This is a genomic window from Pseudomonas sp. S2_H10, assembly GCF_054668285.1.
Genome location: NZ_CP162754.1, coordinates 6,589,298 through 6,608,744, shown reverse-complemented (window position 1 = coordinate 6,608,744; position 19,447 = coordinate 6,589,298). Strand labels below are relative to the sequence as shown.

The window sequence follows — 19,447 nt, the reverse complement described above, 5'->3', positions numbered from 1 at the left end:
CCCCTGTCTCGCTATGAGTAGTAATCCACGACACTTTTCACTTTGGCCAAGGCCAGGCGCAGCGAATCCATGTCCACCGAACCCAGCGCCAGGCGTATCGCGTGGGGCACGTGAGCCGAAATCGCAAAGGGCTCGGCCGGCGACACCGAGACCTGCTCGCGCATGAGCGCCATGGCGATCTGGTCGGCCCGGGCGTCTTCGGCCAACGGCAACCAGATGAAGTAGGAATTGGGGTGACTGATGGTCTTGAGCCCCGCAAGCACCTCGCGGGCCAGGGCCTGCCTGGCCTGGGCGTCCGCACGCTTTTGCGCCTCCAGCTGGCCGACGGTGCCATCGTCGAGCCAGGCCGTGGCGATGGCGGTCATCACGCCGGGGGTGTTCCAGGTGGTCGCCATGATGGTGCGCTCGAAGGCGGCGACCCATTGCGCCGGCGCGGCAATGAAGCCGACGCGCAGTCCGGTGGCGACATTCTTCGACAGGCCCGAGACGTACACCGTTCTCTCCGGCGCCAGCTCGGCCAATGGCGGCGGTACGTTTTCGGCAAGGAACGCGTAGGCGGCGTCCTCGATGATCGTCAGGTCATGCTGGCGCGCTATCGCCACCAGTTGCTCGCGCTGAGCGGCATCCATCACCCAGCCCAAGGGGTTGTGCAAGGTCGGCATCGAGTAAACGGCCCGCACCGATCGGCTGCGGCAGAGTTTTTCCAGCGCGACCAGATCAGGTCCGGTGTCCGTGACCGGAATCGGCAAGACTTCCAGATGCAGGCTCTCGGCCAGGGTCTTGAAACCGGGATAGGTCAGCGCATCGGCGGCGATCACATCACCGGGCTTGAGCAGCGTCATCAGCGTCACCGCCAGGCCATGCTGGGCACCGCTGACGATCAACACCTGTTCGGCCGGCACGTTGAGCCCGCGCTGGACCAGATGGCGCGCGACCGAGGCCCGCTCATGCAGGCGTCCCGCGTGGGGCTGATAACGCAGGAGCGCCTCGAGGTCACCGGACAACGCCAGCTGCCGCAAGGCATTGCGCAACAGGTCGGCCTGGCCGGGCAATGACGGGTAGTTGAAATTCAGGTCAAGCATCCCCGCCGCCACCACATGCTGGGAGATGCCCTGCCCCGGCGGCAGCGAAGTTTCCCTGACAAAGGTCCCGCGTCCGGTTTCGCCGCTGACCAGGCCCATGCCCTCGAGCTCTGCATACACCCGGCTGGCGGTGACCAGCGCCAGACCGTGCTCGGTTGCCAGTTGCCGGTGAGTCGGCAGGCGCGTGCCGGGCGGCAGACACCCGGAACGGATGTCGGCGGCAAAGGCATCCACCAGCGTTTTATAGCGTGATCGTGGCATGTCGAGATGTATCCATGACAATTTTTTGATTGTATCGATAGTCGCTCATACGATGGGCTTCGTGCAATCAGACAATGAGCGTGAGCCAAATGGAACGGACCTCGAACCTGCAACAGCGGACGCTGGAGAACAGCACCAGCGGCTGGATCAACGGCCTGATCGGCGTGGTGATTTTCAGCGGCTCGCTGCCGGCGACACGGGTGGCGGTGATGGAGTTCGACCCGGTGTTCCTGACGGTCGCGCGCGCAACCATCGCGGCAATACTCGCGCTAGGCCTGCTGTGGCTGTTCAAGGAAAAACGCCCGGCGCGCCAGCAACTGATACCGCTGATCATCGTTGCCCTGGGCGTGGTCATCGGCTTTCCCCTGCTGACCGCGCTGGCGCTGCAATATGTGACGTCCGCGCACTCCATCGTCTTCGTTGGCCTGCTGCCCCTGGCGACGGCGGTGTTCGGCGTACTGCGCGGCGGCGAGCGGCCACGGGCGGCGTTCTGGATTTTCTCGGTGCTGGGCAGCCTGCTGGTGGTCGGGTTTGCCCTGTCCCAAGGGCTGACCGCATCCCCGCAAGGCGACATCCTGATGCTGCTGGCGATCCTCGCCTGCGGCCTGGGGTATGCCGAAGGCGCGAAGCTGTCGCGCACCCTCGGTGGCTGGCAGGTGATTAGCTGGGCGCTGGTGCTATCGCTGCCGGTCGTGGCGCTGCTCAGCTGGATGCGCATGCCGGCTTCGTTCAGCGGCATCAGCCTGCCGGCCTGGTTCAGCCTGGCTTACGTCTCACTGTTCAGCATGCTGATCGGCTTCGTGTTCTGGTATCGCGGGCTGGCCCAAGGAGGGATCGCCGCCGTTGGACAATTGCAGCTGCTGCAGCCGTTTTTCGGGCTGACCCTGGCCGCCACCCTGCTGCATGAGCATGTCAGCGTCGGCATGCTGGGTGTCACCGTTGCCGTGATCCTCTGCGTCGCCGGGGCGAAAAAATTCGCCAGATAACACCTGATACGGTGGTTCAGGCCCATGACTGTATGGGTCTGCTCTCAGCCTGGCTGTGATAAAAATAGCGCTCTTGCTACAGGAGCCGATCATGGACCTCGCCACCCTCACGCTGTTTCTGCCGGCCTGCTTCGCCCTCAACATGGCACCCGGCCCCAACAACCTGTTGTCGGTCAGCAATTCGACCCGCTATGGCTACCGCACCGCGTGCGTGGCCGGCATCGGCCGGTTGCTGGCGTTCGCTGGGATGATTGCCCTGGCCTCGGCGGGGCTGGCGGTGGTGCTGCAGACCTCCGAGCTGTTGTTCTACGCGATCAAGATCCTCGGCGCGGCGTATCTGTTCTACCTCGCCTGGCAATTGTGGCGCGCCGACCCCGGTGTCGAAAACCTGGTCACCACTGCACCAGTGGGCACCCTGGCGCTGGCCCGGCAGGAGTTCCTGGTGGCGGCCGGCAACCCCAAGGCCATCCTGATCTTCACCGCGTTCCTGCCGCAATTCGTCGACTCGACCCAGGCCATTGCGCCGCAGTTCGTGGTGTTGGGCACGCTGTTCCTGGTGCTGGAGTGGATCGCCATCGGCGCCTATGCCTACATGGGCCTGCACATGCGTCGCTGGTTCGCCAGGCCGTCGGGCAAGCGGATGTTCAACCGCTGCTGCGCCGGGTTGTTGTCGGCAGCGGCTTCGGTCCTGCTGATGGCCAGACGCGCCTGAAATGTTGGTAATCAGTGTGGGAGCGAGCCTGCTCGCGAAAGCGTAGTGTCATCCAGTATCGAGGTGACTGGCACGCCGCCTTCGCGAGCAGGCTCGCTCCCACAGGGTACTGCCTGCAATGAACGAAATTCGCTGTCGATTTTCCGGTGGAGACCACCCCTGACGCGATCTATGCTGCGCCCATGAACCTACAAAAAACGCTGCTCCCGCCCCGCACCGAGATGGTTCGCGCCATGCTCGAACGAGACACCTCCTACGAGGGCGTGTTCTTTACGGCGGTCAAGACCACAGGCATCTTCTGCCGCCCCGGCTGCACCGCCCGCAGTCCGAAGCCCGAGAACGTCGAGTTCTTTGCCAACGCCCAACAGTGCCTGGCGGCGGGCTACCGCGCCTGCCTGCGCTGCAAACCAATGGACACCGCCGCCAGCGCGCCGGACTGGGTGCAGACGTTGTTCAAGTCGGTAGACGCCGACCCGGAACAGCGCTGGACCGACGCCCAGCTACTGGCCGCAGGCATCGAGCCGCTAAAACTGCGGCGCTGGTTCAAGCAGCATTTCGGCATGACCTTCCACGCCTGGCTGCGCGCCCGGCGCCTGGGCATGGCATTGGGCGGGATCAAACAGGGCGACTCCATCGACGCCGTCGCCTTCGATTCCGGCTACGAGTCCCTGAGTGGTTTCCGCGATGCCTTCCAGAAGTCGTTCCACATCACCCCGGGCCGCGCGGCCAACAGCGAGCCGCTGCTGTTCACGCGCCTGACCACGCCGCTGGGGCCGATGATCGCCATGGCCGAACGGCGTGGGCTGGTGCTGCTCGAGTTTCTCGACCAGGCATCGCTGCCCCCGGAGGTTGAAGCGCTGCAAAACCGTTTCGGTTATGCCGTGGCACCGGGGCACAACGTGCATTTGCAGCAGATCGAGGCGCAATTGTCCGAGTATTTCGCCGGCACGCTCACCGAGTTCAGCGTGGCCTTGCACATGCCCGGCAGCGAGTTCTCGCGCCGGGTCTGGGCGGAACTGGCGAAGATCCCCTACGGCCGGACCACCACCTACGGCGCCATCGCGGCGATCCTCGGCAAGCCCGGTGCCAGCCGGGCGGTGGGCCTGGCCAACGGGCATAACCGCTTATCGATTGTGGTGCCCTGCCACCGGGTGATCGGCGCCGACGGCTCGCTGACCGGCTACGCTGGAGGCCAGCCACGCAAGGCGTTTCTGCTCAGGCTGGAGAACGCGCCGGTGCAGCTCACGGAGCAGCTGGCGCTCTGAACCCCCACGTCTTTTTCAAAAGGAAGGAAGCTCGATGGACAGGCTCGACAATCAACTGCACCAATTGCATCAGCAGGGTTTGCTGATCCTCACCAACGTCGCCGATGCCGCCGGGGCGCGACTGGTGGAGCAACTGGGCAACAAGGCCGTGGCCACCAGCAGCGCGGCGGTGGCCTGGGTGCATGGTTATCCGGACGGCAATACCCTGCCCCTCGAGCGCCTGGTCTCGACCGTCGAGTCAATTGCCCGGGTCATTTGTGTGCCGCTGACCGTGGACATCGAAGCCGGTTATTCCGATGACCTGGAACGCGTGGCACAGGTGGTTGACGCGGTGATCGCCGCCGGCGCCGTCGGGATCAACATCGAGGACGGTTCCTCGCCGCCGGAGTTGCTGGTACGCAAGATTGAAACCGCCCGCCAGGTGGCCGAACGGCGCAACGTCAACCTGTTCATCAATGCACGCACCGATGTCTACCTGCGCGGCCTGGTGCCTGCCGAAGATCGCGTCGCCGAAACCCTCAGGCGCGCCGCGCTGTATCAGGCGGCCGGGGCCAACGGCCTGTTCGCGGCCGGCGTTACCGGCGAGTACGAGATCAAGGCGCTGTGCCACGGCACCTCGCTGCCACTGAATGTGCTCGGGTTCCCGGGCCTGCCGTCACCCGAAGCGCTCGAGGCACTCGGCGTTCGCCGCCTGAGCGCCGGGTCGGGCATCGCCGAATTCCTCTACGGCGCCATGGCCGGCATCGCCAAAAGCTTTCTGCAAACCGGCAAGTTCGACAGCCATGACCTGAAGGCGTTGACCTACGGCGAAGTGAACGCCCTGTTGAAACCGTCCGGGAAAGCCTGAGCCCATGTCCGACGGCTATCTGGCCGCCAGTCGGTTCCTGGCCGCCATCGATGAAGACTGGCGCCGCCACATCGACACCATCGGCCCGTGCCTGCACCAACCACATCCGGCGCGTGATCCCTATGAATCGCTGGTGCGGGCGATTGCCTATCAGCAACTGCACGCCAGGGCCGGCGATGCGATTGTCGGCCGCCTGCTGGCGCTGTTTGGTTCGGGTGCGTTTCCCCGGCCCGAGCAGATCGTCGCGACCGATTTCGACCGGATGCGCAGTTGCGGGTTTTCCGCGAGCAAGATCGCGACCATCCAGGGCATCGCCCAGGCGTCGCTGGACGGCTTGGTGCCGGATTACGCCACGGCGCTGGCCATGGACGATGAAGCGCTGATCGAACGGTTGATCACGTTGCGCGGCGTCGGTCGCTGGACTGTGGAAATGCTGCTGATCTACAGCCTGGAGCGGCCGGATATCCTGCCGGCCGATGATTTTGGCGTGCGTGAGGGTTATCGACGGCTCAAGGGGCTGGACGTGCAGCCGACGCGCAAGCAGATGATCGAGATCGGGTTGGGGTGGAGCCCGTATCGGACGGTGGCGGCCTGGTATTTGTGGCGGTTGCCTAACAAATAGACCGCGTTATCGTTCATCGCTGCGATGCGGCGACCCGACAAGCCCGCTCCCACAGGTCTTATGTCGAACACAAAACCTGTGGGAGCTGGCTTGCCAGCGATGGCGTCAGACCAGATAACACTACAACCCCGACTTCAACCGACTGAACGCCCGGATCAACGCCCGGTTGAACGCCTTGCCATTGTCATTCTTGCTGTACAGCGAAGCCTTGACCGCCGCCGGCGGGTACGTCCCCGGATCGTTGCGGATCGCCGGGTCGACCAAGGCATCCGCCGCCGTGATCGCATTGGCGTAATGGATGGTGTCGGTGATCGGCGCGATCACCTCCGGGGTCATCAGGTAGTCCATCAAGGCAAGACCAGCCTTTGGATGCGGTGCGTCCCCGGGAATGACCATGGCGTCGAACCAGATCAGCGTGCCCTCCTTCGGAATCCGGTACTTGAGCGAATACGGCTTGCCCGCGGCCTCGGCCTGGCCTGCCGCGATGCCCACGTTGCCGTTCCACGACATCGCCACGCAGGTGTTGCCGTTGGCCAGGTCGCTGATGTTCAGGTCGTTGTCGAAGTAGCGAATGTACGGCCGAATCTTCGCCAGTTGCTGTTCGGCCAGTTTCAGGTCGTCGAGGTTCTGGCGGTTGATGTCCAGCCCCATGTATTTCATGACCGCCGCAAACACTTCGTTGGGATCGTTGAGCAGGCTGACGCCGCAATCGGCGAATTTAGAAACCACGGCCGGGTCGAACAGCATGGCCCAACTGTCGGTCGGCGCGTCGGGCAGGCGCTGCTTGACCGCCTCCTCCTGATAGCCCACGCCCGTGGTGCCCCAGGCGTAGATCCCGGCATAACGGTTGCCCGGATCGAACACCGCCATGTGCTGGCGGAACTCCTCGCCGACGCCGGCAAAGTGCGGCAGCTGCTGCTTGTCGACCGTCTGCACCGCGCCACTCTCGATAGCCCGGGACAGGTGCTGCCCCGCCGTCAGCACCAGGTCGTAGCCACTGCGGCCGGTGAGCAACTTGGTCTCGACGGTTTCCAGGGAGTCAAAATGATCGGCCACCACATGGATGCCGGTTTTCGCTTCAAAGTTCTTCAAGGTGTCGGGGGCCAGGTACTCGCCCCAGATGTACAGGTTGACCACCGGCTTGGCGGTATCGGCGGCCTGCACACACAGGGGTGCAAGCACCAGCAGTATTGCTTGAGTCAGTTTGTGCAGGCCCATGGTTACACTCCTTTGCCAGCGTACTGCGGCATGGTGATGCACGCGACGTTGCCGCCGCCGAGGAGGATTTCCCGGGAGTTTTCGATACCGACGATGCTGTGCTGCGGGAACAGCTCGGCCAGGGTCGCCATCGCCACCTTGTCGTTGCGATCACCAAACAGCGGCACCACGATGGAGCTGTTGCCGGCGTAGTAGTTGATGTACGACGCGCAGATTTTCGTCCCGGCCTGGCGGGTATGGGTGCTGTCCTGTTGGTCCAGGCCTTCGGCTTCTTCGGCGGTCCACTCCAGCACATCCGGCTGCGGCAGCTTGTGCACGATCAACTCGCGGCCACGACTGTCGCGGGTGCTGCGCAGGATGTCGTAGGCCTCCTGATAGATTTCCCACTGCGGGTCGTCGCGGTTGTCGGTCCATTGCAACACCACTTCGCCGGGACGCACGAAGCACGCAAGGTCGTCGACATGGCCATCGGTTTCGTCGAATTTGCAGCCCCGTGGCAGCCAGATCACCTGCTCGGCGCCAAGGTAATCGGTCAGGCGACGGGTGACTTCGTCCTTGCCCAGATGCTGGTTGCGGTTGCGGTTGAGCAGGCATTGTTCGGTGGTGAGGATGCTGCCCTGGCCGTCGCTCTGGATGCCGCCCAGTTCGGCGATCAGCGGCGCGCGATAACGGTCGAAGCGTTCGATTTCGAGGATCTTGCTCGCGATCTGGTCATCCTTGTCCCACGGGTAGTACAAGCCACCGTCGAGGCCGCCGTAGGCGTTGAATTCGAAGTCGACGCCGCGCACTTCGCCGCTCTGGTCATTGACCACAAAGCACGGGCCGCTGTCGCGGAACCAGGTGTCGTTGCAGGTCATTTCCACCACGCGCACTTGCGGCGGCAACTGCCGGCGCGCGGTGGCGAACTGGGCCGCCGAGGCGCACACGGTCACCGGTTCGCTCATGGAGATGGCGGTGACGATCTGCACCCAGACTTTCTGCGCAGGCTTGGCACCGTTGCGCCACACGTCAGTGCGCTCCGGCCAGCCGAGCCAGCAGCCGGACTTGGCTTCGAATTCGCCGGGCAGACGGAAACCGTCCTGTTTGGGGGTGGTGTCGAGCAAACGGGCCATGGTCAAACCTCTTCAGCAGGGATTGGAATGACCACAGGCTAAGGGCGTTGGCGCCTGGCTCGCCAACGATGAATATTACGGAATACTTGAATTCAACTCATCAATCGAGCAACTGATCGTTGAACCATTCCAGCATCTGCGCCACCGCCGGACGTTCCAGCCGCACCCGTTCGCACACCAGCGCGTATTGGCCCAGGGCGGTCATGCTGGACGTGAATGGCCGGACCAGGCGACCGCTGAGCAAATCTTCCTGGGCCGTCAGGTTGTCGCCCATGGCCACGCCCTGCCCTTGCGCGGCGGCTTCCAGCGCGAGCCCGGCGTGGGCGAAATACAGCTGCCGGTCGGGGCGCTGGTCGCCGGCATGGCTGGTGAGCCACGCGGTCCAGGTCTTGCCGTCCTGATCGTCGTGCAGCAGGCAATGGCGAACCAGGTCTTTCGGGGTTTTCAGCGAGCCCTGGTTGAACAGCCCGGGGCTGCACACCGGGAAGAACTGTAGCGCCGGCAGCGGCCGGACGAAATACGCGGAGCTGTCCACGGGACCGGTGCCGTAGGTGATCGCCAGGTCGATGTCCTCCCCGGGCGCCGTGGCGTCGATCGGTTGCTCGTACAGGTGCAAGGTGATGTGCGGGTAACGCGCGTAGAAATCCGTGAGCCGGCTCATCAGCCACTTCTGCGCCAGCTCGGCGGTGACCGCCAGGCGCAATACCGCCAGGGATGAAGGGTCGCGCAGTTCATCGCAGGCCTCGCCAATCAGCTCGAAGGCTTGTTGCAAGCTCTGCATCAGGCGCCCGGCGGCCAGGGTCGGGCGAATCTGCCGGCCCTCGCGCACGAACAGCGATACACCGAGCTGCTCTTCGAGCTGGCGAATCTGATGGCTGACCGCGCTGTCGGTGACACACAGCTCGGCCGCCGCACGGCCGAAATGGGCATGGCGGGCGGCGCATTCGAAGGTGCGCAGGGCTGCCAGGGAAGGTAATCGTCGCATTGGGTTTTGATCCCGGTTTTTTAGAGGGCCATGCTGACTTGGCCGTTGGTGGGCGTCCAGTGGGACCGTGTAATCGTTCATCGCCGGCAAGCCAGCTCCCACAGGGGATTGTGGTGAACACAGTCTTATGTTCAACCACAAATCCTGTGGGAGCGGGCTTGCCCGCGATGAGGCCAGCCCATTCACCACAAATCCAACGCCCTATCACGCTGACTGATCAACGATGACACGCCCCGAAACCCGGCGCATGTTGATGCCTCAACCGGAGGGATTCGCCATGCTCGACACACTCAAACAGATCAACTCGACCTCGGCCTTCAACCGCTGGGCCGGTTTCGAAGTGACCCGCGCCGAAAGCGGCGAAGCCGAACTCACCCTGGCTTTTCGCGCAGCCGACATGGCGCAATACGCCGGCTTCCTGCATGCCGGCCTGATTGGCGCGATGCTCGATACCGCCTGCGGCTTTGCCGCCGGGACGGTCGCCGGCAACGTGCTGGCCTCGCATTTCTCGGTCAATTGCCTCGCGCCTGCGGTGGGTGAAGTGTTCATCGCCCGGGGCCGCGTGGTTAAGGCCGGCAAGAAGCAGGTGTTCGCCCGCGCCGAGCTGTTCGCGCAAACCGGCGATCAACTGAAACTGGTGGCGACCGGCGACGCGATTCTGGTGCCTGTCCAATAGCCGCGACGATCCAGGTGCAGCCCGGGGATCAGCAGTTCGATCTGTACCCCGAAGAATCCATCACCCAGTGGCATCAGCGGCTGGGGCTGGCTCGCTGAGAATAATTATCAATTTTTTTCACACGGCAGTTCCCCTTTGCGTTTTTCGTTCGGTTAACCCCTCAGAAGCACTTCAACTACCGATCGATTCGATGCAAAGGGATCCCCATGTCGCACCAGCTTGTCGCCCGTTTCCGTTTTGCCTTGTGCCCTCTGGCGCTGGCCCTGCCCGCCGCCCTGCTGAGCCTCGCTGCCCACGCCGCTGAAACCGATGCCGAGAAGAAGCCGGCCAGGGACGACGGCGTACTGCAACTGGGGGCAACGACCATTTCCGGCCAGGCGCTCGGCGCCACCACCGAAGGCACCCGCTCCTACACCACCGGTTCCACGTCTTCGGCCACCGGCCTGCCCCTGTCGATCCGCGAGACGCCGCAATCGGTGACGGTCATCACCCGCCAGCAGATGGACGACCGCGGCGTGCAGAGCGTCGGCGATGCTCTGCGCAACACCCCCGGCATTTCGACGCAGAAGTACGACAGTGACCGTACCGAATTTTCCGCCCGTGGTTTTGCCATCACCAACTTCCAGTACGACGGCATCAACATTCCGTATGACGGTGTCTACGGTGAAAACCCTGCCAACGGCGACGACGCCTCCAGCCTGGACCGCATCGAGATCGTCAAGGGCGCGACCGGCCTGATGACCGGTGCGGGCGACCCGTCCGCCACCGTCAACCTGATCCGCAAGAAGCCGACCAAGGAGTTCAAGGCGTCGATCAGCGGGACCGTCGGTTCGTGGGACGCCTATCGCAGCGTCGGTGACATTTCCGGTTCGCTGAACGATTCCGGCAGCGTGCGTGGCCGCTTTGTCGGCGCTTATTCCGACAAGAACTCCTACCAGGACCATTACAGCCAGAAGAAAGACCTGTTCTACGGCATCCTCGAAGCCGACCTGACACCCGACACCCTGCTGACCTTCGGTGTCGACAAATCGAGCGCCACCCCGCGCGGTTCGTCCTGGACCGGCAACCCGGTGTACTTCTCCGATGGCGGGCGTACCGACTTCCCGCGTCACTTCAACCCGGGCGCCGACTGGAGTCGTCGCGACTTCGACGACATCACCTACTTCGCCTCCCTGGAACAGGCCCTGGCCAACGACTGGAAGTTCAAGGCCACCTTCGACCAGAAAACCACCGATCACGACACTCGCCTGGCCTCGGCCAGCGGCGGCAACCCGGACCGCGCCACTGGTGAAGGCATGTTCCTGTACTGGGGGCGCTGGGAAGGTCATCGCGTGCAAAACACCGCTGACGTCAACGTCTCCGGCCCCTTTACCCTCGGTGGCCGCGAACATGAGCTGACGGCGGGTTTCATGGCTTCCCACTCACGCCAGACCGGCGCGACCTTCGACACCAGCGCCTTCGCCATGGTCCCGGGCAGCATCTATGACTGGAACGGCGATCTGCCGGAACAGAACTTCCCGAAAAACGGCAAGTACGAACGCACCCAGAGCCAGAACGGCCTGTACCTGGCCACGCGCCTGCACGCGACCGACGACCTGTCGATCATCCTCGGCAGCCGCTTGAGCACCTACAAGTACAACGAAGACTATTCGTACTATCCGGATGCCGGCCTCGATGACACCCATGCCAGCTACAAGGAACATGGGGTGGTCACGCCCTACGCCGGCGTGGTTTATGACCTGGACGACACCTACTCGGCCTACGCCAGCTACACCAGCATCTACCAGCCGCAAACCTACAAGGACATCAACGGCTCGACCCTGGCCCCGGTCGAAGGCGACAGCTACGAAGCCGGCCTGAAAGCCGCTTACTTCGACGGCCGACTGAACGCCAGCCTGGCCTTCTTCCGCATCGAACAAGACGGTGTCGCCGAATCGATCGGCACCAACCCGGTGACCAACGAAGGCATCTACAAAGCCATCGACGGCGCGACCACCAAAGGCGTGGAACTGGAACTGGCCGGTGAAGTAACCGATGGCTGGAACGTGTCGGCCGGCTACACCTACGCCCGCACCCGTGACGCCGATGAGCAGCGCATCTATGGCTTCCCGCTGTCGACCAGCAAACCGGAACACGTCGTGCGCACGTTCACCACCTACCGCCTGCCCGGCGCACTGGACCAGGTGACCATCGGCGGCGGCATCAGCTGGCAGAGCGCGTTCTACGGCAAGATCTACAGCCCGACCGTGGGCGACTACACCCGCATCAAGCAAGGCGGCTACACCCTCGTCGACCTGATGAGCCGCTACCAGTTCAACGAGAACCTGAGCTTCACCGTCAATGCCAACAACGTCTTCGACAAACGCTATTTGACGGGCCTGGGCAACTTCGACACCACCTACTACGGCGAACCACGCAACGTGATGCTGACCACAACGTGGGATTTCTGAAGCTGAACGACTGACAGGAAACACCGTAATACCTGTGGGAGCCGGCTTGCCGGCGATGGACTCAAGTGCGCCGCGCTTAGTCAGGACGCACGCGTTATCGTTGACGACCATCGCCGGCAAGCCGGCTCCTACAGGTACCGGTGTTTTCCGGAATTACGTGAAAAACCTTTTTGAGTTAAACACACACTTACACCGCCGCCGAAAACAAATGGCCTCCAACACTTTCAGCAACCATTAAATAACTTGCAATCAACTACGAGACATCAATCTTCCTCCTTCCGATATAGTCGCCCACCTTTACGACTCACTCAAAAACTTACCTACCAAGGAAGGTGGCCATTCTCATGAGTAAACCATTGAACCTGTTCAATCCATTACCCGCGACTGCGGACATGGAAGAGCGCCAAGCCATTGCCAGCACTTTGACGTTAATTTTCGACTTATCAGACAAGGACAATTTGCCAGCCAGTGCCCGGGCGAACGAAACGGTCGAAATCAATGACATCATCGTTAAAATCATTGAGGGCAGTGATTTCGAACAGAGCCATCTGTTCCAGTAAAACCGTGCTTCGCCAATTGGTTCGACAGCCAGAATTCGCAAGACTTTCCGGCCCCTACGGCCCGACTTCGGACGAATTCATCCTGATTACCGAAGACGGCACTCTTCTACAGGCTGAAACCACTCAATCACCGGCCACACACTTTGAATTCGAAGAAGTCACCGATGCAGTGACCCGCGCCATTCCCACATCAAAAGCTGATATAGAACTTCTGGCAAAAACCGCAGCATTGACCGGGAGCATTGTTTCCTCAAGTGACTATATTCCACTGAAGAACTGGTTGAAGTTCCATCAACTGAACACACCAAAAAACATTCCCGACATTTCCAATCTCATCAGCCTGCTACAACTTGAACTTCCAGCGCCGCCCACCTATGGAAACTATTGGGGCCTGTCGGGTGACACTGAGGAAACGTTGCTCGCCATTACGCCAGATCAGCATTTACTGATAAAACAACAAATTGCGCGGGTGGTGAACAAGGACAGCGTCCGACCGGAACCCCTGCTCAATTATTTAACCGACACCTTGTTTGACGGCAATCGATCCGCCGCATTCCTGCAGGAAGAACCCGAAAAAAGCTGGGAGCTGATTGTCGAAGCTCCCAGGGCCAGGGATTTCGCCCAAGCCTGTTTCGAAGCCATGAATCTCAACGCGGTTTCTGCCGAAAAACCTCTGTCGCCTCATCAGTGCAGCAGGTTGCTGGTTGCCGCGGTCATGCTGGATTTTGGTCTGGCCGAAGAGAGTGAGCAGCAGTTCTACCGCTCGTTTCACCTATACGAACCACGCTATGTTCAGGCGAATCCTTACGACATCAGGAAAAAGTTTACCGACATCGTCGTCAATTCGTTCTTTGTTCAGGCAACGGCTGCACCTCTGGCGTTGCAATTGATATTCGCCGGCCTTGCACCTGAATTCCTGGTGTATGTGCCAGCGGCACTGCAATTGGGTTCCTCGGGCTGGGTCATGCTACGCAAGTCAGTGATGCTCGCCGAAGCCACTGCGCCCGGGTTGTCGCGCCGCATGTCCTATGCAAGCCTGAACGAACTGGGCGCCATCGCGCCTGCCAGTCCCGCCCAACAGGCACTGCATGACTTGATCCTGACCCGTTGTGTTCTGGACTGGAACACGATCAATGGTCTTGACCTGGAGAATGCCGAAAATTTGCCGACGCAAACACTCGTCGAGCATGCCACAACGCAATACAACGCCTTCCTTGAGGAAACACGCGAAGCCTTCAAGAACATTTCCACTGCTCCGCCGAGTCGCAGGGCGATCGCCCGGTCTGTGATCCAGGCAACAGGACTGGACCCGGAACTCAAGATAAGCGATTACGCCAGCGCGCCGGAGTCTCTACTTGACCTGTATCTGGCGCGCCGATTGACGGCTTACACCTTTGAACGGGAACGACTCCATAGCCTCGAACCCGTTAACACGCTGTATGCCAGGGAAGTCGACAGCCAATACGCACTGCATAAAAAAGGCCTGACGACTTTCATTCGTCTCGCACTGTCGCAAATCCCTCTTGAAGACCGGGTAGCCATCGAACAGGGCTATCTGGCGCTATACCGGGTGCTCACCGTTCCCCCGATCGGGATTGATGGCCAGATACACCGATCAGGCGAAAAAGTCGCACCTTATGGGATCGTCATGCTGAGTAAAGTCAACGAGGAGGTGACTGCCTACGACCTGTTCGCACTGCTGGGGGCGTGCCGGATAAATCAAGAGCTGACCCGTCAGATCCCCGGCCCCGACAGCAATAACAGAAGGGATAAGGGCGAGGGAGCGTTAAAGACAGAAATTTTCCTGTTCGAGGCATCCATTGACAGCGAGGTCTACTTCAAAGGCAAGGCGCTCGATAACGGCTCGCAACCCGGTACACGCAACGTTCTGCTGGAACAGTTTGCCAGTATCGATAGAAATAGCTCGATCTCCTATCAACGTAGCCCGATGCAGAGCTATCACTCCAGACGATTCCGTGAACTCGCGCAACATTTGGCAGAACACCAGCCGCCCCTGCCCTACGATGCTTTCTATGCCATGGGTTACGACAAAACCGAACTGGAAGAAAGCTACGAACAATGGCAGCGACTCCTCCAGACAGTTCTGAACATCCTTATCCCGTTCAAGGAATGCATTGAAGGACTGGCGTCGGGCAACAAAAAACAGCGCAGCGACGCGTTGTTCAGCTGTGTGATGGACGCGACCCTGCTGCTGTTCACCTTCGTGGGTGGCGCCGGCGCCTTTACCAAAGCATTCGCCAGCAGTTCAAGACTGCTCAGCCTGGGCAAGGTCGGCTCACGTTTCGTGCTGTCGCTGTTCAACCCGCTGGACGGCGTTCCGCAACTGATTCAGGGCGGTGCCAGACTGATCGGCAAGGGCGCCCTTAAACTGGGTGCCCACGGCCTTTCGATCACACGGTTGGGTGCCGGACAGCTGCGTCGGTTGACGAGTAGTTCCAGCGGCTCCTACGACCTGATCAAGGCGCTCAGCAAATCCGGCGCCGCTGCCGAGCTGCGCATGAGCCTGCCGACAGTGGCCCATGCCCGTGCGCTGTTCAAGGATGACACGCTGGAAACCGTCGAACAGATCGTTGTGCGGCTCAGTGAGAAAAACGTTCTCCTGCCCAAGGGCGCATCATCCGCGGAGCTGGAGCATCTGTTTAACAATGCCATCAGAGAAGCCGCACTCCCGGCGCGACCACTCCAGGAGCTGGAGTCGTTGATCGGCCATCAGGCCACCAACGACCTACTGATCGCGTTCATTGAAGGCAAGCCCAGCCGCTTCGATGGAACCCGGTTCACCATAGGCGCCCGTGACTATTCGGAAACGCTGGGCTTTGTCGCCGAACTTGAAACAAAGAAAGTCAGCTACCTCAAGAATCACCAGCAGAGTGTGTTGAAGCAGGATCTGGGCAAAGCGCCCTATGCCGATGTCATGCCCGAATCCGCCTTCAATCCCCAGGGCTATACCGACAATGCGCAGAGAGCCGGCGCCTGGATGCTGAAGGGATCGACGTCCGACGGCAACGACTTCGAAAACATCGTTGCGTTACTGCGTGAGTACGCGGGCAACAATAAATCGCTCACCGATTCTGCCGTCATCAAGGAGATCCACAGCCGGCTCGTCCCCCAACTCGCTGGCTCGGTGCGCAACGCAGGTGCGCCATCGAAATATGGCGGCAGCATCAGCGGTTTTGCGCTGATGGACCAACACCTGAAAACCCTGGATGCCGCCCATGAGCACTTTGACAAACACTTGCTGGCGGCCATTGCAGGCTTTCAGGGGTTCGGCGACGGTAATGGCCGCACCGCCAGCGCGGCGTATGCCATCAGCCAACTGCGCGGTGACCGGTTTACGCCAATGCCAAAACACGTGTTTTTGTCATTGAGCGATCTGGGCTGAAAACCAAACGGGCATGATCCTTACGCTTGGGACGGCCCTTTCAGTTCGACCTGGTTGCCGTCCGGATCGAAGCAATAGATAGACAGCCCACTGCCTTCGGCACCGAAGCGCACGGCGGCTTTCTCGGGTGCCAGGCCGAAGGACTGCAAGTGACTGATCAGCGCTTCCTCGTCGAACGGCTCGATGCGCAGGCAGAAATGATCGACATTGCGCCGTTCGCGGGCAGCGGCAGCACCGCCCTTGCGGCCGAGTTCGCCCCGGATGTCGACGAGGTCGATCATCGAGGCACCCGCCCGCAAGTGCACCATGCCCAGATCGTCGCGGCGCTTGACCAGTTCGGCGCCGAATACATCGCCGTAAAAATTGATGCTTCGTTCGAGATCCTCGACGCGCAGGACAATGTGATCGATCTGTTTAATCGTGAACGCTTGCATTGGAATGATCCCTGAAAATATCGTCTACAGCATGACCGGTGACCCGTTGACTGTAGTTCAGGGCCACCAAAATTCACTGATGACTGTCCGGTGGTGGCACTTTGCAGGTTACGCCGCAGCCGGTACACCGCTATGAAAGCGGAATTCGACGTCCGGCGACTCGATCAGTTCCTGCTCGGCGGCGCGGACCTTGTCGATCACCTGGGCGATGTCCTTGGCGTCACCATACTGGTAGGCCAGTTTCAGATAACCCTGGAAATGCCGCGCCTCGCTCTTGAGCAGACCGAAATAGAACTTGCCCAGTTCCTCGTCCAGGTGCGGCACCAGCGCTTCGAAACGCTCGCAACTGCGCGCCTCGATGAAAGCGCCCACCACCAGGGTATCCACCAGTTTCACCGGCTCGTGACTGCGCACCACCTTGCGCAGCCCCGACGCATAGCGCCCGGCGGACAGCTGGCGCAGGCCGATCTTGCGGCGTTTCATCAGGCGCATGACCTGCTCGTGGTGCACCAGCTCTTCCCGGGCCAGGCGCGACATCATGTTGATCAGGTCGACGTGGGAGTGATACTTGGCGATCAGGCTCAATGCGGTGCTGGCAGCCTTGAATTCGCAGTTCTTGTGGTCGATCAGCAGGGTTTCCTGGTCGGCCAGCGCGGCTTGAACCCAGCCGTCGGGGGTGCGGCAGCCAAGGAACTCGTGAATTTCGGGAAGGATCATGGGGCTCACGGAAAAATAGGTTCAAAACGAAGGGCGCCGATTATACCGGCCTGCCCGCAGACCACCAGTCGCCAACCGTTGATATGCATCAAGTCACCGAATCGTCGGCAGCAACTATAGTTGTGCAACGCCGTGCCTTTTCATTTTCAGGAGATAGCGATCATGCAAGCCGTACGCAGCATTCTGGTGGTCATCGACCCCGAACACTCCGAAAGCCTGGCGCTCAAACGGGCGAAGCTGATCGCCGGTGTGACCCAGGCCCAGTTGCATCTGCTGGTGTGCGACCCCAAGCATGATCACAGCGGCATGTTGGGTGTACTCAAGGCCGCTTTGCTGGAAGACGGTTACAACGTCACCACCGAGCAGGCCTGGAACCAGAGCCTGCATCAAACCATCATCGATGTGCAGCAAGCCGAAGGCTGCGGTCTCGTGGTAAAGCAGCACTTTCCCGACAGCGCACTGAAAAAGGCCCTGCTGACACCCGAGGACTGGAAACTGCTGCGCCAATGCCCTTCCCCGGTACTGCTGGTGAAAACCGCCGGTTCATGGAAAGACAAAGTGATCCTGGCCGCCATCGATGTCGGCAACACCGACCTCGAACACCGCCACCTGCACGACACCATCATTGATCATGGCTATGACATCGCCACCCTGGCCAAGGCGCACTTGCACGTGATCAGCGCCCACCCGTCGCCGATGCTGTCGTCGGCCGACCCGACCTTTCAACTCAGCGAAACCATCCAGGCGCGCTACCGCGAGCAATGCAGGTCGTTCCAGGCGGAGTTCGACATCGACGATGAACACCTGCACATCGAGGAAGGCCCGGCGGACGTGCTGATTCCGTTCATGGTGCACAAACTGCAGGCGGCGGTGACGGTGATCGGCACCGTGGGCCGCAGCGGGTTGTCAGGGGCGTTGATCGGCAATACGGCGGAAGTGGTGCTCGATGCGGTGGAGAGCGATGTGCTTGTGCTCAAGCCGCAGGAGATCGAGGATCATCTGGAGGAAATGGCCGTCAAGCGTTGAGGCCGAACATGCTTTTGTGGCGAGGGGGCTTGTCGGACCGCCGCACCGCCCCGTTGGGTCGCGAAGCGGCCCCCTGCATTCCGGCAGATGTACTGTGCCAGCTCAATTTGCGACGGCTGCGCCGCCGAACGGGACGGTGCGGCGATCCGACGAGCCCCCTCGCCACATATCAGCGGCTCACCCGCCAAAGACGTCTTTCAGAAACCCCGGCGCAATGTAGCGCTGGTAATGCGCCTCGGAAAGCAGGAAAAACTCCCGATCAATGGCATCGCGCAATTCCGGCAGGTTCCACTCGCGAAATTCCGGCAGCAACACCATCCCGTAGGCTTCGAGGTTGTTGATCACCCGCGCGCCACGGGCAATCAGCTGGTAGGCCCAGCAATATTCCGACTGATGGGGCACGAAGCGGATCTTGCGTTGCTCCAGCTGCATGCGCAGCAGTGCCGGATCGAAAATTTCCACCTTCGCGGCCATCACTTGCGACAGCAACTGCTCAAGACGCAGCCATACCGCGCGCTTTTCTTCCTCGTTGTAACCGTTCCAGTGAATCACTTCATGGTGGAAACGCTTGCAGCCACGGCACACCAGGTCACCGTAGACAGTGGAGCAAAGGCCGACGCACGGCGTCTTGATGGTCTGATTGGGCATAGGTAGGCAAAAACGCGAAAAGCAGAACAGGCCGGCATGTTAGCCCTTTGTCCGATATTCATCACCCCTCAAAGTCAAAGGGTTAAGGTCAATGGCACCTTGCTGGCCGCCTCCACCAAAGTCCAATAAACACTGACTTACCTTAAATTTTTTTTTGCCGTAGAATCAGCCTGCCTTTTTAGGCGCCAATGTCCGTTAGAAGCTGTTTTCAAAGCGTCACGAGCACAGTCGTTCCTTCAGAGCGGTGTTGGCGATGGGTTTTTCCAGCGGGGAAAAGCCCAACGCCAACCCTCATCAGCTCCCGTTCTGCAGGCGTAAAACTTTGAAAGCAGCTTCTGTAAGGAATTGTCGGTAATTCTGGCTAAGTGGCTCACAACGCCATGCAGCGCATGAGTACGGCAATTTCGGGATGAGCGTCCCGGACACCCATTTGGGACCACTGA

At 61.0% G+C, this 19,447-nt stretch carries 17 protein-coding genes and 1 pseudogene; 11 read left to right on the top strand and 7 right to left on the bottom strand.

Features of this window, described 5'->3' with window-relative positions; all coding sequences use genetic code 11:
* Positions 1-11: 11 nt before the first annotated feature.
* The gene (locus AB4O16_RS29990; protein ID WP_460156584.1) at positions 12-1,343 is read right to left on the bottom strand and encodes an aminotransferase-like domain-containing protein; all 1,332 of its coding nucleotides are present in this window, start codon (positions 1,341-1,343) and stop codon (positions 12-14) included.
* Positions 1,344-1,432: 89 nt separating this feature from the next.
* Here AB4O16_RS29990 and AB4O16_RS29985 point away from each other — a divergent pair, with 89 nt between their 5' ends.
* From AB4O16_RS29985 to AB4O16_RS29965, 5 genes are all read left to right on the top strand, one after another.
* Entirely contained in the window at positions 1,433-2,329 is an 897-nt protein-coding gene (locus AB4O16_RS29985; RefSeq protein ID WP_460156583.1) for a DMT family transporter, read from the top strand.
* A gap of 91 nt (positions 2,330-2,420) precedes the next feature.
* A complete protein-coding gene (locus AB4O16_RS29980) occupies positions 2,421-3,041 on the top strand; it encodes a LysE family translocator (RefSeq protein ID WP_460156582.1) in 621 nt (206 codons plus the stop codon).
* A 182-nt stretch (positions 3,042-3,223) separates the two neighbouring features.
* On the top strand, positions 3,224-4,306 hold the full coding sequence (locus AB4O16_RS29975; protein WP_460156581.1) for a bifunctional transcriptional activator/DNA repair enzyme AdaA: 1,083 nt from the start codon (positions 3,224-3,226) through the stop codon (positions 4,304-4,306).
* 34 nt (positions 4,307-4,340) lie between these two features.
* Positions 4,341-5,153 carry an isocitrate lyase/PEP mutase family protein gene (locus tag AB4O16_RS29970; protein ID WP_460156580.1) on the top strand — a complete coding sequence of 271 codons (813 nt, stop codon included), beginning with the start codon at positions 4,341-4,343 and terminating at the stop codon, positions 5,151-5,153.
* Between the two features lie 4 nt (positions 5,154-5,157).
* Positions 5,158-5,775 carry a DNA-3-methyladenine glycosylase family protein gene (locus AB4O16_RS29965; protein ID WP_460156579.1) on the top strand — a complete coding sequence of 206 codons (618 nt, stop codon included), beginning with the start codon at positions 5,158-5,160 and terminating at the stop codon, positions 5,773-5,775.
* A gap of 120 nt (positions 5,776-5,895) precedes the next feature.
* On the opposite strand, the gene AB4O16_RS29960 is transcribed toward AB4O16_RS29965, so the two are convergent.
* The 3 genes from AB4O16_RS29960 to AB4O16_RS29950 form a co-directional block, all read right to left on the bottom strand.
* On the bottom strand, positions 5,896-6,993 hold the full coding sequence (locus AB4O16_RS29960; protein ID WP_460156578.1) for an extracellular solute-binding protein: 1,098 nt from the start codon (positions 6,991-6,993) through the stop codon (positions 5,896-5,898).
* Between the two features lie 2 nt (positions 6,994-6,995).
* A complete protein-coding gene (aguA, locus tag AB4O16_RS29955) occupies positions 6,996-8,105 on the bottom strand; it encodes an agmatine deiminase (protein ID WP_160389791.1) in 1,110 nt (369 codons plus the stop codon).
* Positions 8,106-8,205: 100 nt separating this feature from the next.
* Entirely contained in the window at positions 8,206-9,090 is an 885-nt protein-coding gene (locus tag AB4O16_RS29950) for a LysR substrate-binding domain-containing protein (RefSeq protein WP_160389790.1), read from the bottom strand.
* A 277-nt stretch (positions 9,091-9,367) separates the two neighbouring features.
* Between AB4O16_RS29950 and AB4O16_RS29945 the strand changes: the two genes are divergently transcribed.
* The 5 genes and pseudogenes from AB4O16_RS29945 (at position 9,368) to AB4O16_RS29925 (ending at position 16,179) form a co-directional block, all read left to right on the top strand.
* A complete protein-coding gene (locus AB4O16_RS29945; protein WP_460156577.1) occupies positions 9,368-9,766 on the top strand; it encodes a PaaI family thioesterase in 399 nt (132 codons plus the stop codon).
* An 8-nt stretch (positions 9,767-9,774) separates the two neighbouring features.
* A pseudogene (locus AB4O16_RS29940) lies at positions 9,775-9,864 on the top strand (GFA family protein); the annotation flags it as partial.
* A 108-nt stretch (positions 9,865-9,972) separates the two neighbouring features.
* A complete protein-coding gene (locus AB4O16_RS29935) occupies positions 9,973-12,216 on the top strand; it encodes a TonB-dependent siderophore receptor (protein WP_460156576.1) in 2,244 nt (747 codons plus the stop codon).
* A gap of 344 nt (positions 12,217-12,560) precedes the next feature.
* Positions 12,561-12,776, top strand: a complete 216-nt coding sequence (locus AB4O16_RS29930) for a hypothetical protein (protein ID WP_460156575.1) — start codon at positions 12,561-12,563, stop codon at positions 12,774-12,776.
* Positions 12,777-12,780: 4 nt separating this feature from the next.
* Positions 12,781-16,179 carry a hypothetical protein gene (locus AB4O16_RS29925; RefSeq protein WP_460156574.1) on the top strand — a complete coding sequence of 1,133 codons (3,399 nt, stop codon included), beginning with the start codon at positions 12,781-12,783 and terminating at the stop codon, positions 16,177-16,179.
* A gap of 20 nt (positions 16,180-16,199) precedes the next feature.
* Here the strand turns inward: AB4O16_RS29925 and AB4O16_RS29920 are convergent, their stop codons facing one another.
* Both AB4O16_RS29920 and AB4O16_RS29915 read right to left on the bottom strand, forming a co-directional pair.
* The gene (locus AB4O16_RS29920) at positions 16,200-16,613 is read right to left on the bottom strand and encodes a VOC family protein (protein ID WP_460156573.1); all 414 of its coding nucleotides are present in this window, start codon (positions 16,611-16,613) and stop codon (positions 16,200-16,202) included.
* Positions 16,614-16,721: 108 nt separating this feature from the next.
* On the bottom strand, positions 16,722-17,330 hold the full coding sequence (locus AB4O16_RS29915; RefSeq protein WP_150718370.1) for a MiaE family protein: 609 nt from the start codon (positions 17,328-17,330) through the stop codon (positions 16,722-16,724).
* Between the two features lie 162 nt (positions 17,331-17,492).
* Between AB4O16_RS29915 and AB4O16_RS29910 the strand changes: the two genes are divergently transcribed.
* Positions 17,493-18,356 carry a universal stress protein gene (locus AB4O16_RS29910; RefSeq protein WP_160389785.1) on the top strand — a complete coding sequence of 288 codons (864 nt, stop codon included), beginning with the start codon at positions 17,493-17,495 and terminating at the stop codon, positions 18,354-18,356.
* A 177-nt stretch (positions 18,357-18,533) separates the two neighbouring features.
* Here the strand turns inward: AB4O16_RS29910 and AB4O16_RS29905 are convergent, their stop codons facing one another.
* Positions 18,534-19,004 carry a DUF1289 domain-containing protein gene (locus AB4O16_RS29905; RefSeq protein ID WP_160389784.1) on the bottom strand — a complete coding sequence of 157 codons (471 nt, stop codon included), beginning with the start codon at positions 19,002-19,004 and terminating at the stop codon, positions 18,534-18,536.
* Positions 19,005-19,447 lie beyond the last annotated feature (443 nt).